At 68.6% G+C, this 15448-nt stretch carries 12 protein-coding genes; 4 read left to right on the forward strand and 8 right to left on the reverse strand.

Features of this window, described 5'->3' with window-relative positions:
* Positions 1 to 470: 470 nt before the first annotated feature.
* Positions 471 to 1436 carry a glycosyltransferase gene (locus ASF76_RS09615; protein WP_055956613.1) on the forward strand — a complete coding sequence of 322 codons (966 nt, stop codon included), beginning with the start codon at positions 471 to 473 and terminating at the stop codon, positions 1434 to 1436.
* Entirely contained in the window at positions 1433 to 3706 is a 2274-nt protein-coding gene (locus ASF76_RS09620) for a glycosyltransferase family 4 protein (protein WP_055956616.1), read from the forward strand. The genes ASF76_RS09615 and ASF76_RS09620 overlap by 4 nt, the downstream gene beginning before the upstream one ends.
* 71 nt (positions 3707 to 3777) lie before the next feature.
* Here ASF76_RS09620 and ASF76_RS09625 read toward each other — a convergent pair whose 3' ends face one another.
* The 6 genes from ASF76_RS09625 to ASF76_RS09650 form a co-directional block, all read right to left on the reverse strand.
* Positions 3778 to 4800 (reverse strand): acyltransferase family protein, encoded by a 1023-nt coding sequence (locus ASF76_RS09625; RefSeq protein ID WP_082484970.1) that lies wholly within the window; start codon positions 4798 to 4800, stop codon positions 3778 to 3780.
* Positions 4801 to 5886, reverse strand: a complete 1086-nt coding sequence (locus tag ASF76_RS09630; protein ID WP_055956622.1) for an acyltransferase family protein — start codon at positions 5884 to 5886, stop codon at positions 4801 to 4803.
* Between the two features lie 34 nt (positions 5887 to 5920).
* Positions 5921 to 7156, reverse strand: coding sequence for a polysaccharide pyruvyl transferase family protein (locus ASF76_RS09635; RefSeq protein ID WP_055956625.1), 1236 nt, complete (start codon positions 7154 to 7156; stop codon positions 5921 to 5923).
* Positions 7153 to 8649: a lipopolysaccharide biosynthesis protein gene (locus tag ASF76_RS09640; RefSeq protein ID WP_055956626.1), complete on the reverse strand. Its 1497-nt coding sequence runs from the start codon at positions 8647 to 8649 to the stop codon at positions 7153 to 7155. The genes ASF76_RS09635 and ASF76_RS09640 overlap by 4 nt, the downstream gene beginning before the upstream one ends.
* On the reverse strand, positions 8630 to 10099 hold the full coding sequence (locus ASF76_RS09645) for an O-antigen ligase family protein (RefSeq protein WP_156459209.1): 1470 nt from the start codon (positions 10097 to 10099) through the stop codon (positions 8630 to 8632). Before ASF76_RS09645 ends, ASF76_RS09640 begins: the two co-directional genes overlap by 20 nt.
* 247 nt (positions 10100 to 10346) lie before the next feature.
* Positions 10347 to 12197: an amylosucrase gene (locus ASF76_RS09650; protein ID WP_055957195.1), complete on the reverse strand. Its 1851-nt coding sequence runs from the start codon at positions 12195 to 12197 to the stop codon at positions 10347 to 10349.
* Between the two features lie 198 nt (positions 12198 to 12395).
* On the opposite strand from ASF76_RS09650, the gene ASF76_RS09655 reads away from it, so the two are divergent.
* On the forward strand, positions 12396 to 13337 hold the full coding sequence (locus tag ASF76_RS09655; protein ID WP_200936106.1) for a DMT family transporter: 942 nt from the start codon (positions 12396 to 12398) through the stop codon (positions 13335 to 13337).
* Between the two features lie 73 nt (positions 13338 to 13410).
* On the opposite strand, the gene ASF76_RS09660 is transcribed toward ASF76_RS09655, so the two are convergent.
* Complete coding sequence (locus ASF76_RS09660) at positions 13411 to 13962, reverse strand: nitroreductase family protein (protein ID WP_055957199.1); 552 nt, start codon at positions 13960 to 13962, stop codon at positions 13411 to 13413.
* Between the two features lie 14 nt (positions 13963 to 13976).
* Positions 13977 to 14384, reverse strand: a complete 408-nt coding sequence (gene msrB, locus ASF76_RS09665) for a peptide-methionine (R)-S-oxide reductase MsrB (RefSeq protein ID WP_055956632.1) — start codon at positions 14382 to 14384, stop codon at positions 13977 to 13979.
* 73 nt (positions 14385 to 14457) lie between these two features.
* On the opposite strand from msrB, the gene ASF76_RS09670 reads away from it, so the two are divergent.
* Positions 14458 to 15447: a DUF2332 domain-containing protein gene (locus ASF76_RS09670; protein ID WP_055956635.1), complete on the forward strand. Its 990-nt coding sequence runs from the start codon at positions 14458 to 14460 to the stop codon at positions 15445 to 15447.
* Position 15448: the final 1 nt, after the last annotated feature.

Genomic DNA, 15448 nt, shown 5'->3' on the forward strand with positions numbered 1-15448 from the left:
CTCGCCGCCCGGGGTGACTTCGTCGGCGACGCGTGTGTATTCACCGGGTAGACGGGGCGTCGGCCCCGACTCCGCAGCGCTAGCGGATTTCGCGGCGAGCAGTCCGAGAGCAGCTGCGCCCGCCCCCCACACGCTCCCGGTAAGAACATTGCGACGCGAGAATGCGCGTTTTTCGTGAGTAGTCAAGATGTACTTTCCTCCGCGCCAGCTGTGCCCGCGAAATGACCTCGCCGCACGTTCATTAGTACATTGTCGCTCATCGACGCTGGGCTGACTGTCTCCCGCGTAAATTCCGCGTGACAACATGTCACGGATCGTCGTGCCGACTCCGGCGACCCGGCGGACGCGATACGCTTTCGAACGCGCGGACCAGAGTCCGTTGCGACAAAGTTTGGCTGCACCGGCGGGGGAGAATCCGGTGCCGTCGTCCGCGGATCAGAGGATCCACCGAGGGAATTCCGGGTGCCTACATGTCCATGCACGTCTGGGGCGCTGGCGGCAAGACCGCGTTCATCTGTTCCACCGGAGGTCACCTCGCTGAGCTGCACCGGCTCGAAGCAGTTTTCGGACCGCATCCCGATTCGCTGTGGATCACATTCGATACCCCACAGAGTCGTCAGATGCTCGAGGGGCGCCGCTGCGCCATGCTGCCGTACGTGGGCCCGCGCGATGTGAAGGGGACGATGGCGGCCATGCGACCCCTTCGGCGCATGCTGCGCGGTGAGCCTTTCGACGCCGCGATCAGTACCGGGGCAGCCATCGCCGCCGTCGCGCTCCCGATCGCTGCGGCGCACGGCATCCCCGCCACGTACATCGAGAGCGTGGCGCGCTTGGATGGCCCCTCGCTCACCGGCCGGCTCCTGCAGAGATGGCCGAAGGTGCATCTGCGAACCCAGAACCCGACGTGGGCGGACGGTCGATGGAAGACCTCGGAGAGCGTGCTGAGTGCGTATCGAGGTGTTCCCCGGACTGGTCACGTCAAGACCGACCGTCTGTTCGTGACCCTGGGAACCATTCGGGGCTACCGGTTCGATTCCGTCATCGATGCGGTGCTCGCATCCGGTCTCGCCAACGATGACACCGTCTGGCAGCTCGGCGAGACGCCTCGCGGCGACCTCCCTGGCCACGTGCACGACTATCTGGGTCCCGAAGAGTTCACTGCGGCCGCCGCCGCCGCCGATGTGGTTGTCAGCCACGCCGGCGTCGGGTCGCTCTTGGAGATGTTGGCATTGGGGATCCACCCGGTCCTGGCCGTCCGCAGCGCCGACCGTGGTGAACACGTCGACAATCATCAAGAGCAGATCGCGTCCCTTGTCAACGACTTGGGGATCGCGACAGCCGTGCCCGGGCCCGCGGTGACGCGGGAGATCTGTGAGCGGGCGGCAGCCCTTGCCAGCGTGGACGATCTGATCGTCGAGAGAAAGCGAGCCGTATGACCGCCACCACTTCCGCCCGACGCGAGATCTTCGCCGTTGGCCGAGGCCAGTACGAGAATGTCGGCGACGTGCTCCTGCGCCGCCCTCTCCTCGACTGGGCGCGCGACAGCGGCCGGTTGCACGTCTACGTGGGGGCATCGCCGGAAGGGTACGACGAGGGGTTGGGCATCCAGCCCGGCGACGTCGTATATCGGTCGTTCGTCTCGTGGTACAGGGCGCTCATGACCTACGCCGCACGCGGCGAAGCCGACAGTCTCTACAAGCCGGGTGAGTTGCAGCTCACGCTGATCGGCATGAAGGAGCACCTTGCGATGCTCCCGGCCGTCGCTCTCGTCCGCCTTCGGGGCGGCAAGGTCGCTCGGATCGGTGCGGGAGCTCGCAACTTCGCGCCCCTTCCGCGCGCCTTGATGTGGCCCTCCAACGCTCTCAGCTCGTACACCCGGTGGAGGGACGACCGCACCGCGGCTTACCTCGGATTCGGCTCGGCGATGCCCGACCTCGGATACTCGGAGGGACTCAGCGACGACGAGATCGATGCGACGCGTTCCCAACACTCGGGCGACCGCGACATCTTCGTCGTCTCCCTGCGCGACGACACCGAGGTGGCCCCCCGCCCCTACCCGGACGCCGCCTGGATGGAAGCGGTCCGGCAGGCCGCCGAAGCGCTCCGGCTGCGCATCGTGGTCGTCACGCAAGTGAGCGTCGACGAAGAACGGTCGCAGCGCCTCGCCCGTGATCTCCGGGCGGAGGTCGTGGGATGGCCTGCACTCGGAGCGCATTCGGAGCAGGAAGGGCGCCTGCGGGAGGTATATCGGCGTACGGCAGTTGCCGCCAGCGACCGCTTGCACGTGATCATCGCGGCGTACACCGAAGGGGCGATGCCCATCGGGTTGCAGCTCGACGACTCGGACAAAATCTCGCGGCACTTCGACACGATCGGCTTGAACGACATCGCCGTGAACACCACGGGGATGAGCGCGCAAGACCTACGTGACCGTCTTGTCACCCTCGCCGGACGTCGGAACGAGGCATTGTCCGCGCTCCGAGGAGCGCGGACGCGACTGGCGACCGTGAGGAGCGAGCTCACGGCTCTCCTGCGCCGCGAGCGCGTGACTCCTGCGGCGAGCCCGGCGACCGAAAGGCCCGTCGTCTACCACCTCGGACGCGCGGGTGATCACCCGGGGGGGATGACGCAGGTCGTGAACGCGTACATCGACTGGCCGTTCGAGCGGTGCGATGTCGAGGTCCTGGCATCCCGTGGCAATCCCGGAGACCACCTCACCGGCCTCAGGCTCTTTCTGACTGCGTTCGGTCGGCTGCGGCGCATCGCGAGAGAGGGGCGGCCGGCAACCGTCGTCGCCCACCTCTCCGAGCGCGGATCATTCGTGCGGGAGGGTACCTTGGCCATCGCCGCCGCCAGGCTGGGCCTGCCGGTCATCGCGCACCTGCACGGCAGTGAGTTCGATGAATACGAGGCGCGACACCACCGCCGCGTGCGCGGCGTGTTGGCTGTCTGCGCCCACGTGATCGCGCTGTCGGATTCGGCGCGCGACACCGCGGCACGAACGGTGGGCGAGGCTCGGGTGAGCATCGTCCCCAACGCTGTTCCCTCGGGTCCCGCGACCGCCGGCACGCCCACCGTCCTGTTCGGGGGTGTGGTGTCCCGTCGCAAGGGCATGGATGTCCTGGACGCGGCCTGGCGGAGGGTGCAGGCCGCATTCCCCGATTGGTCGCTCGTCGTCGCGGGTCCGGTCCGGGACTCCGAGCTCGTCGACCGGTCTCTCCCCTCGGCGAGCTTCCTGGGGAGCGTTCCCCACTCTCGCATGCTCGAGCTCCTCGGTGACGCGTCCGTGGCGGTGCTGCCTTCGCGCGACGAGGCGATGCCGATGTTCATCCTGGAAGCCCTCGCGCGACGCGTCTGCGTCGTGTCGACCCAGGTCGGCGGTATTCCGGATGTCCTCGGCGACGACCAGGGAGTCCTCGTGGCGCCGGGCGATGTCGACGCGCTCGTCGACGCGCTCACGATGGTCATGAGCGACGAAGACGAGCGGGACCGCCGAGCGGGACGCGGCCACGCCGCATTCGCCGACACGTACGCGGCGGAGGCCGTCTACCCGCGCGTGGAGTCGATCTGGCTGGCCCCGCTGGGCGATCGCTTCTCCGAGGGAGCCGCGGTGGACGCCCGCGGCAGTGCTGCCCTCAGCTCCGGGCCGACGGCGACGGGGGCGACCGCCAACGCGGACGCTCAGGCGGGAGCCGATCTGCGCTAGCGCGGTTCGCTGCTTCTCCGCGAACGGCGTCGGCGGTCCCCGAGATGGGGGACAGCCGACGCCGTTCGTCGTTACGGAAGGATCTCGTCGCGGGTCGACTCGACCGCCCGCGCTTGAGGCTGCCAGCGCCTGGGCGGCGCGAACACCCCCGGCACCCGGCTCAGCGGAACGGAGAGTCCGACACAGGCGGCGACGGCTCCGAGAGTGAGCGAGAACGCGACGAAGGGCGCTGACGCGGCGTTGGCCGGAATCCACGGCACGACCGTGGCCAGGAGCAGGGCGTGCAGCACATAGACCGGCAGGGTCCGGCGCCCGACCGCAACCAACGGACTGGACAGAACAACCGATCGGGCGAGCGACGAGGCGATCACCACGCAGGCCACGACGCAGACGGTCGACAGAATGACCCGCGCCAGTCCACTACCCGCGGACGGCACGACACGGAAGAGCGCGAACGCCGCGGGGATCAGCATGACGGCGGGCACGGCCCACCAGGCCCGAGCGTGAGCCGCCAGGGCCTTCCATGCCGGAGCTCCGCGCACACCGAGGGCGAAGAAGAACAGGTACAGGGCGATGGAGCGCCAGATGGGATTGTCTCCGGTCGGAACGACGTCGTAGGCAGCGGCCACCGACAGACCGCCCGCCAGGCCGAGCACCGCCCAGGTCGGTGTCGATCGCGCGAAGCGCAGAAGCGTGATGTAGAGCACGAGGGCGAACAGGAACCACAGTCCCGTTGTCGGCCAGACGGGGAGAAGCACGAACGCCTGCCACGGGGGGACGTCGCTCAGAGGCCAGGGCACGATCGTGAACCACAGAGCTCGGACGGCCGACCACAGCACGTAGACGTAAACCAGCAGCCATAGTCTGCGCGCCCACACTTGCGACCACGGCTTTCGGACGACCGTCGCGGCGAGCATGCCCGAGATGACGAAGAAGAGCGGCATGCGGATGGCCGTGAGGAAGGTATTGGCCGTGTCGAGCCACCCCAACTCCCAGCCGTACGCGGCCATGAGCTGGAGCGTGTGGGCGAGGACGACGAGAACCATCGCCCCACCTCGTGCGGTGTCGGGCCACCTCAGACGCTCCGTGGCCATTCACGCACTCCGCTTCTGTGCGCGCGCTGCACGAGCCGCTGACGACCGTCCGAACGGATACACGAACAGCCAGGACACCCGTGTGAGATAGCGGGTCACGAAGATCGACAGGGCCGTCACGATCGCGGTCACGACGAGGATGACGATCAACCCTCGACCTGGCAGGGTGTCGAGCCATCGCGCGACCGGCGAGAGCGGCAGGGCGATCAGCGCGATCACGAAGATGTGGACGAGATAGATGTTCAGCGAACGAATTCCGATGTAGGAGATCCAGCTGAGCGGCTTCAGGCGGGTCACCTGCGTTGCGAGTGCGAATCCAGCGACAACCACCAGCACCTGGCCGAGGAATGCGACGCCGGGGATGCTGGCGACGCGCGGAATCAGGGTCGCGGCCGCGGCGAAGGCGGCGAACGCGGCGATGCTGAGCACGATCGTCACCGGCGTCGTGCGTTCTACCGTCGAGTGGATCCAGCGATGGAAGGCAGCGCCGATGACGAAGAACACGAAGTACTCGATCATGCGGTTCCACCCGACGTTGCCCGTGCTGATCAGACCCGCCGACATGAGAGTCGAGGCCACGAGGGCGAGGGCGACCAGGACCCACGGCGGCACGGAGCGGAACAACCAGAGCACGAGGGTGAAGACGAAGAGCGCGTAAATGAACCAGTACGAGCTGATCGGCCAGACCAGGATCCCCAGGAGAGCCAGAGGATCGGATGCCGATGCGCCCGCTCCGTCTGCGCGCACATTGGGCACGACGAGGTAGAAGAGAAACCTGAGCACGGACCACAGCACGTAGAGGTAGAGGTACTGGCGCAGGCGTCGACGCCAGAGGTCGGCGAACGACCACCCCGAGATCCGGTTGTGGAAGAGGCCGGAGATGAGGAAGAACGCCGGCATCGGGAAAAGGTCGAGGATGATGCGTGCGCGACCGACGCCCGCGGCATCCATCCCCAGGGAGTTCAGGAAGAGGGAGACGTGATAGGCGACGATCATGATGATCGCCACGCCCTTTACGACGTCGATCCAGTCGCGTCGCCCGACATCGTCTCGAAACCACATGCTCTTTGCGGCGGTGGATTTCATGCTGTTACCCCCAGTGTTGATCGACCGCCCCGGCTCAGCCGTGGCCCCCCTGGCCGACACGTTCGATATTCGAGCGGGCGAGTTCGCGCGCTCGATGTGCTCCCCTGTCTACACGCACCCGGGATTCGGGATCGTCCAACGCGCGCCTGACGATGTCGCGCAGACCGACACCCATCCCGATGCGCGGAGGGACACAGAGTTCCGGCCACTCGAAGAGACGCATCAGGCCTTCGACCTTGCCCTGCGAGGCGAGCGTCACAGCGGGCACGCCTTGCCCCAGGGACATGACGGCGAGGTGCATCCGTCCCGTGACGACCACCGATGCCTTCGTGGCGAGGCGTCGGATCTCGGCTGGTCCGAGCATCGACTCGACAAGCGTGACGCCCTCGGGCCCCACTGCTTCGGCGACCGCGCGACAGGCGGCAAGATCGTCGGCGCTGCTCCGCAAGACGTGGGGAAGCAGGACGACGTGGATGCCGCGATCGCGCAGCTCAGCGATGACGGGCGCGTACTCGACCGCCTGATCGACGGATCGCGCGATCAGCCCGCTCGCATTGATGAGGGCGTAGGGCTCGGACAGGTCCTTCAGGGCGACCGGAAGGTCATCCGCCAGACGATCGTCGGTGAAGACGATGTCCGCCGTTTCCACCACCCCGCGGACGCCGAGATCGCGGACTCGCGCGGCGGAGGCCGGATCTCTCAGGAGGAGTCGGGTGCCCGCCGCGCCGGCCAGTCGAAGTGCCTTTCGTGCCGGGGCGGGGGCGGCGGCGTTCCAACTGAAACCGATGACCGAGGTGTCGAATCCACGTCCTGCGGCGACTGCGGCGATCGTCGCGCGGCGCACGGACGGTCGCAGGGAGTAGATACCGTCCATGATGTCCGCGCCCACGATCGACACGGTGGCGGCCCCTTCGAGCAGGGCGCCCAGGGACCGCACGTCGCGGTCGTGCTCGGGGCCGTCGCCGTACAGCAGTCGCGGGAGGGCGACGAATCGCGCGCGGTCGTGGAGATCGGCAGGCAGGACGAAATCCTCGTCGTGACGCGTGACGACGACGACCGGGCGGTCGGCGCTCGCAACGAAGGCCTCCACCATCGCCTGATCGCCGATGTTCCCGGCTCCAGGGGGAGCGATGAGGACGTGAAAACCGTCGCCGGGTGCTCCGGCGGCCGAGCTCAGCGCGGTGGCGAAACGACGGGTGGGTACACCCGTTCTGTCGATAATGCGACGGGACAGGCGACGGAGCCGCCGCCCCAGGTTGTTGAGCTTCACTCGGTATCCGTTCCCGCGGACCCGGTGCTCCGGGCCTTCCTGAGGTGCTGACGAAGGCCCACGATCATCTTCACATCGCGACGGTAGGCGGGCAGGACGAGTGCCAGCAGCGCGAGGGCGGCGACGAGAATGACGCCGCCGAGGACGAGATGGACGATCTCCGGGAGATCTGGCCACAGCTGCGTGGATCCGGCGGAGATGAGAGCGGCGACGCCATACACCGCGACGGTGCGCGCCGCGGCCCAGAACAGCGGTGCCGCTCGGAGACTGATCTTCCTCGTCATCCAGAAGATCCCGATCGGCCACACCAGGGCGTTGCCGATCGTGTAGGCCCAGGCGACGCCTTCGACGCCCCAGCTGGCTCCTGCGATGATGAGTCCGATGACGACGGGGCGCGTCGAGACCGTGTACCAGAAGTAGCGTCGGGTGAGACCCAGCGAGACGGACAACCAGTAGGTGGCGTACGACGCCGCTTGGAAGAATCCCGCGATCGCCAGGATCTGGAATAGGTGAACCGTCGGCTCCCACTGCGGACCTAGAGCGACGGCCACGAGGGCCGGTGCCTGCGCCACGCTGAAAGCCAGGACCCCGGCGACGACGTTGAGCAGCACGACCTGGCCTACGGCGAGGAATCGTGCGTAGCGCTCGGGGTCGTCCTGCAGTCGCGACAGTGTGGGAAGCGCTACGCGAGACGCCGGAGCGTTGATCTGGTTCAGCGGAAGAACCATGAGCTGGAACGCGCGGTTGTAGAACCCCAGGTCGGCGGGGCCGTAGAGGCGGCCGATCATGACCGAGTCGATGTTGCGGCTCGCGTACACGAGAACCTGGGATGCCACGAGGTGCCCTCCGAACGTGAGGAGTCCTTTCACGGACTCACCACGACCCGGCAGGCCTGGCCACCAGGAGGCGACCACGGGGAGGGCGATGGCGATGAGGACGACCGGGAGCACCTGCTGAACGACCAGCGCCCAGTACCCCCACCCGGAGAGGGCGAGAATCAACGCGGTACAGAGCCCGGCCAGTTGCGCGCCCACTTCGACCGAGGAGAGCGCCACGAAGCGGAAGTCTCGGTTGAGATGCGCGCGAAACTGCGTCGAGAACCCATTGAGCAGGAATGTCGGAGCCAGTGCCAGGGACACCGCGACGAGTCGCGGATCGCCGTATAGAGCTGCGATCGGGACCGCGAGGGACGCGCACGCCACGGCCAGAACGAAACCGATGCCGAGGTTGATCCAGAACAGTGTCGACCTCTGACCGGACGACAGAGTCTTCGCCTGGATGGCCGCACTCGAGAGTCCGAAGTCGCGCAGGATCTCACCGACGCCGACGATGGCGAGCACCATTGCCGTGACGCCGTAGTCGCTGGGTGCGAGCAGACGCGCCAGGAGAACGATCCCGGTGACCTGAACGAGGATGCGAACGCCCTGGGCGCCCATCATCGTCACCGCGCCCCGGGAGGCGGTGCGCCCGAGGCTACGCGGGGGTGCGCTCACGCTGTGACCTGTTCGACGTCGTGTTTCCCTGGCGAGACGCGGGCCCCGGCGTGCGCGTCGCCGACGGTGGGAAGGGCGATTCAAGACGTTCTCCTCCGTGCACGGCGAGCAGGGCGAGCATCCCGATGATGATGTGCATGCTGCGGACTGCGTCGATCGTGTTGAAGCCGGAAATTGCGACGACGTAGGCGATGATCGCAAGCGCTGTTCCGAGATTGCCGGTGACAGCGGCTCGCCAGCCGAGGGCGGCGATGAATGCGAGGAAAAGCAACAGCCCGGGCACGCCGATGCTGATGAGCAGCTGCAGGATGCTGTTCTCGATGATGATCGTGTCGAACAGGCGACTCGTCTCTCCGGACGTACCAGGGCCGGTTCCGATGAAACCCGAGTAGTCGGCGGAACGCAGAGCGACGTCGACCGCCCGGTCGCGCACGTCGGCGGAGATGCGGGATTCGATGGAGTCACCGCGCTCGACGAGCGGCCCGAAGTTGAGCGCACCGATGCTGCCGACAATGGTGACGACGAGCAGTTGCACCCACCGTGTCAGGTTGGACCATCCGATGAATATCGGGCTGACGAGGATGGCGAAGCTGACGGCGATGGCGACGGCGGCGAGGGGTCCGCGAGAGACGGTCGCCATCACTCCGGCAGCGGAGATCAGTCCGGCGACGAGTGGCCATCGGCGTCCCTGTGTCAGCCACGTCCCGAGACCGAGCAGAGCGGGCACGGTGAGGAACGCCGCGGCGAAGAGCGGGTGCGAGAAGGCGCCGCGCGCTCGGTAGACGCTGAAGACGAGGTCGCCGGTCGCAACACCGTACAACGGCGAGAACCGTAGGACGCTCTCGCCGAGGATGTACAGGCCCGATAGGGCGCCGACGACGAGAAGCGTCTTGCGGAGCAGCTGCGCTTCCCGTCGCGCGTCGATGACCAGAAGGGGTACGAACACGCTCGCGCTGAAAGCGATGGACCAGCCGACCGAGGTGTCGGTGGAGCCGTTCAGCAGGACGGAGCTGATGAGCCAGACGACTAGCAGCGCGCCGGTGGCGTACACGGCGTAGCGCGCGGTGAGCGCCACCGGGCGTTCCAGTGGAAGCGTCGCGCGGCCGTCGGGGATGAGAGTACGACGAAGAACCCAGATCCCGAGCACGATGGCGAGTGCCGGGAGGGCGTTGAATGGTCCCTGCGCGGGTATGAACCGCGTGGGGAACAGCGCCAGAATCACCATCGTCAAGGCAGGAAGCCAGTGCACGGGCATCACGAAGAGTGCAACGGCGAAAACCACACCCGCGGGTATCAGCGCCGCTATTGCGAGGCTGGGTTCGTCGATCGCCCGGATCGCCGCGGCCGTTCCGCCGATGATGGCCACCGAGACGATGCTGAACAACGCCCAGAGCCGCCACCCGTCCGGAGCCCGACGACGGGCGACGAGATGTTGTGATTTCTTCCTCACCCGAAGCAGCCCCCTATGCACCGAATGTGCTCAGCAAACGATAGCCCCTCATGATGTCCGGCGCGTTTCACGTGAAGGCTCGAGAGGGCGTCGGGCGTGCATTCCGAGGGGCAGTCGGAGCGGTGTTCGCGCATTTTTCAGGATCGTCCTCGACCGGAACGGAGAGTCCCGAGGGCGAGCGGACGTGCAGGCGACGGAACGCATCATGTCCGCCCTGGCAGCGGCGGATGCGACTCGGCGGTGGATCTCAGCGCGCCCGTACGCGCAACCAGCGCTCGCCGTGCGCGCCGAGAGTCACGCCCGCGCCAAGCCACACGGGATCGCCGGTGACCAGGTCGAGCGCCTCGGGGGCGAGCCCCGAGAGCGTGAGCGCGTCGATCTCGACGGCCGAGTCTGCGACGTTCGCCGCGACCAGCACCGCGAACCCGCCGTCACCGGGGCGCAGGAACGCCACCACCGACCCCACATGGGCGTCGAAGGCGACCAGCTCGTTGCCGGCGAACTCGGGCGTTGCGCGGCGGACGGCGAGCAGGCGCGACAATCGGGAGAAGACGCGCCCCGCCGGGGTGGCCGCATCCGTGCGGTCGGCGTAGTTCTGTTCGGGGCGGAACGGGCGGTGCACCCACCGGCTGTCGCCCGCCTCCGCAGGGCGATCGGCGTAGCCGTAGTCGTTGAGCTGGGCGACCTCGTCGCCGAGGTAGAGCAGCGGGATCCCGCCGGTCGACAGCGCCAGGGCGTGCGCCAGGACGACTCGATCCTCACCGCCGGCGTCGCCCGCCTCGATGCCGGCGAGGGATGCCGTGGTGCCGGTGACCCGCGCGTCACCGGTGCGCGGGTTCTCCTGGAACGGCACCCCGCGGGCGAAGGTGCCGTCGGACCTGCCGACGTAGAAGTCGTTGAGGAACCGGCGGTGCGGGTAGCCGTCGATGCCGAGCTCGGCGGCATCCTCGTCGGCGAAGGTCCACCCGATATCGTCGTGGCTGCGCACGTAGTTGACCCAGGCCGTGCCGTCGGGGAGCGCATGACGGCGCTCGAGCGCCTGCTGCAGCAGGCGACCGTCGCGCGTCGCCAGCGCCTCCCAGGTGAGGGCCATCTGCAGCGGGTTGTACGAGATCTGGCACTCGTCGGGGGAGACGTACGAGACGACTTCGTCGGGGTGCACGATGGCCTCCGACTTGAACAGCAGCCCCGGCGCCGCCATCCGCAGCACGGCGTTGAACGCCTGCAGCAGCAGGTGCGCCTCGGGCAGCGACTCGCAGGTCGTGCCCAGTCGCTTCCAGATGAAGGCCACGGCGTCCATCCGCAGGATCTCGACGCCCTGGTTCGCCAGGAAAAGCATCTCGCCGGCCATCGCCTCGAAGACGGCGGGGTTGGCGTAGTTCAGGTCCCACTGGAAGTGGTAGAACGTCGCCCAGACCCAGCGCCCGTCGTCGAGCTGCACGAACGAGCCGGGGTGGTCGTCGGGGAAGATCTCCCGCGTCGTCCGCTCGAACGCGTCGGGCATCTCGCGGTCGGGGTAGATGAGGTAGAAGTCCTCGAACCCCGGCTCGCCGGCGACGGCCTTCTTCGCCCACTCGTGCTCGTTGCTGGTGTGGTTGAAGATGAAATCGACCACGAGCGATATGCCCGCACGCCGGAGGTCGGCGGCGAGGGACGCGAGCTCCTCCATCGTTCCCAGTGCCGGATTCACACGGCGATAGCTCGACACGGCGTAGCCACCGTCGCTATTGCCCTCGGGGCTGTCGAACAACGGCATGAGGTGCAGGTAGGTCAGCCCTAGTTCGCGGAAATAGGGGATCCGATCCCGGATGCTGCTGAGTCCGCCCGCATAGCGGTCGACGTAGCAGACACCGCCGAGCATGCGCTCGCTCTCGAACCAGTCGGGGGTGCTGTCGCGTTCGCGGTCGAGGGACTTCAGCGCGCGTGGACGCTCGGTCCAGGAGCGGCGGGCGAGCTCGACGACGGATGCCAGGCGCTCGAGGCCGTCGGGGCGCTCACCGTAGAGGCGCACGAACAGCTCGTGCAGGCGCGGGAGGTGCAGTTCGGCGTGGGCGAGGAACTCGCGGTCGGCGCCGACGCTGTTGAGTTCGCCGAGGATGTGCGAGACATCGTGGGGGCCGGGGTTGAGCTGTGTCACGGATGACAGCCTGACGCATGGAATCGGTCCCGGTCGGCAGCGACGTGCCCGCGATCCCGACGACGCTCACGCGGTCGGCGGCGGCGTCCGGGCGCGCGCCGCGCGAGCCCACGTCGTACGATCGACGACGGCCCGAACATCGGGCACGAGGGGGACACGGTGTCGGAACGGGGTGCGGTCGGCGTGGCCGTCGGGGGAGCGGTGCTCATCGGTGCCCTCACCGCCCTGCAGGCGCGCATCAACGGCACCCTCGGCGCCGCGTTCGGTGACGGCATCGTAGCCGCGGCGGTGTCGTTCAGTTCCGGGCTGCTGATCCTCATCGTGCTGTCGGCACTGCTCCCGGAAGGGCGGCGAGGGTTCGGGCGGCTGGTCCACGGCATCCGGACCCGGTCCGTTCCCCCGTGGATGCTCCTGGGCGGCCTCGTCGGCGCCTTCACCGTGGCGAGTCAAGGTCTGACGGTCGCCACGATCGGCGTCGCCCTGTTCACGGTCGGCTTCGTCGCCGGTCAGACCACCGGTGGCCTCGTGCTCGATCGGATCGGCTACGGTCCGGCCGGGGTCGTCCCCGTCACCGTGCGCCGCGCCGTGGGGGCGGCCCTCGCGATCGCGGGTGTCGTCGTCTGCCTGTCGGGCGACGCCCTCGGGGGTGTGCCCCTGTGGATGCTCGTCGTGCCCGCGATCGCCGGAGCCGCCGTGTCGTGGCAGCAGGGCACCAACGGGCGCCTCCGCGTGCGGGTCGAGAGCCCGCTGACAGCGACGCTGGTGAACTTCATCGGCGGCACCGCGGTGCTGCTCGTCGCGGCGGTCGTGCACACCGCCGTGGTCGGCGCACCCCGCGCCGTGCCGACCGAACCGTGGTTGTACAGCGGCGGTGCGGTGGGCGTGATCTACATCTTCCTGTCGTCGGTGGTCGTGCGTCGCACGGGCGTGCTGCTGCTCGGACTCGGGTCGGTCGTCGGGCTCCTCACCACCTCGGTGCTGCTCGACGCGGCGTGGCCCGCTCCGGCGGCACCGTCCCCCGCGGTCGCGGTGCTCGCGTCGGCGGTCGCCATCGCCGGGGTCGTCGTCGCGGCCGTGCCCTGGCGTCGCCGACACCGCTGAGGGTCGCTCCGCCGATCCGGACGACGACGCCGCCCGAGGCAAGCCCCGGGCGGCGCCGCTTGACTCGTACGGATCAGAGGGAGACGTCGTCGACCTTGCGGCTCTTCTTGCCTCCGGGCATACGCGAGATGTGCTTCGCGGCATCCACCGTCTTGCGGCGCACCGGGCGCGAGCGCTGCGGCTTGCCCCCGACGTACAGCCAGCCCAGCAGCACCTCGCCCTTGTTCAGGCCGTGCGCCTTCGCGAGCACTTTGCTGCGGGTGTTGTCGTCGGTGCGCCAGAACACGCCGAAGCCCGCTTCGTCGAGCACGAGGCTGAGCATGTGGGCGACACCGGATGCCGTGGCCTCCTGCTCCCACGCGGGGATCTTCTTCGACGACACGTCGGCCACCAGCGCGATGATGAGGGGCGCACGACGCGGCTTCGAGGAATACCCGCGCTTGCCGTCGGCTTTGTTCAGGGCGCGCGCCAGCACATCGCGGTCGCTGCCGCGGATCTCGATGATGCGCCACGGGCGCAGCGTCTTGTGGTCGGCGACACGACCGGCCGCGGCGACGAACGCCTCGAGCTCGGGTCCGGTGGGGGCGAGGTCGGTGACTTTCGACCACGACCGGCGGTCGCGCATCGCCTCGAGTGCGCTCACGCCTTGTCTTCCGGGGTGAAGGTCAGCGAGAGCGAGTTCATGCAGTAGCGGTCGCCGGTCGGCGTGCCGAAGCCGTCGGGGAACACATGGCCGAGGTGCGAGCCGCAGTTGGCGCAGCGAACCTCGGTGCGCTGCATGCCGTGGCTGTTGTCGTCGATGAGTTCGACGGCCTCGGGGCGTACCGATTCGTAGAAGCTCGGCCACCCGCAGTGCGAGTCGAACTTCGTGCCGCTCTGGAACAGCTCCGCACCGCATGCGGCGCAGGTGTAGAAACCGGCGCGGCTCTCGTCGAGCAGCTCACCCGTCCAGGCGCGCTCGGTGCCGGCCTGGCGGAGCACCGCGTACTGCTCGGGCGTCAGCTCTTCGCGCCACTGGTCGTCGGACTTGTCGACGGCGTAAGTCATGGAAACTTCCCTTCTCCGGCATCCATTCTGTCGTGCCCGGGAGCGGTCAGGTCGGCCCGGCATAATCTGCGGGATGGATCAGGATGCCGTGACCGCCGTCGTGGAGAGGTACGGGCGCTTCGCCCGCGACGAGGCGCCCGGTCGATCCGCCGTGTACGAGGCGTGGGCGCGCCGGGTGGCCGACGATCCCGCGGTGGCGACCGCGCTCGCGCGAATCGCAGAGACGCGACGTCAGCCTCCGCTCGTCTTCGCCGTCCTCCGCGTGCTCGGCGCCCCGTTCGGCGACGTCGACGCCTGGGCGTCGTGGGTCGTCTCGCACTCCGACGAGATCGCGGCCGAGTGCGGGCGACGGAGCGTGCAGACGAACGAGCCGCTGCGCTGCGCCGCTCTGCTGCCGGCGCTGTCCCTGATCGAGGGCCCCATCGCGCTGCTCGAGGTGGGCGCGAGCGCAGGGCTCTGCCTCTTCCCCGACCGCTACTCGTACCGCTACCGACGCGGTGCGGACACCCTCGCGCTGGATCCTGCCGACGGGGTGAGTCCGGTCGTGCTCGACAGCGTGCTGGAGGGGATGCCGGAGGTGCGGATGCCGCAGGTGGTGTGGCGAGCGGGCATCGATCTGAACCCGCTCGACGCGCGCCGAGCCGAGGACCGGGCGTGGCTCACGGGCCTCGTGTGGCCGGGGGAGGAGGGGCGGCGGGAACGCATCGTCGGCGCACTCGCCATCGCCGCGGCCGATCCGCCCCTGCTCGTGGCCGGCGACGGAGCCGACGCGCTCCCGACCCTCGCCGCCCGCGCACCGCGCGACGCCACCCTGGTCGTGACGACCCCCGGCGTCCTCGCGCACATTCCGCGTGCCCGTCGCGCGGCGGTGATCGCGGCCGCCCGCACCGCGGGGCGGTGGATCACCCTCGACGCGCCGGGTCTTCACGACGGCTGGACACGACCCGTCGAGTCGCTGCGGGGAGGCTTCACGCTGGCACTCGACGGCGACGTGATCGCGGAGGTGGATCCGCTGGGGGCGTGGGTGGCGTGGCATCCCGGATCCGAAGCGGTCCGCCGTTAGC

It is taken from the genome of Microbacterium sp. Leaf151, from assembly GCF_001424225.1.
In the GTDB taxonomy this organism is placed as follows: domain Bacteria; phylum Actinomycetota; class Actinomycetes; order Actinomycetales; family Microbacteriaceae; genus Microbacterium.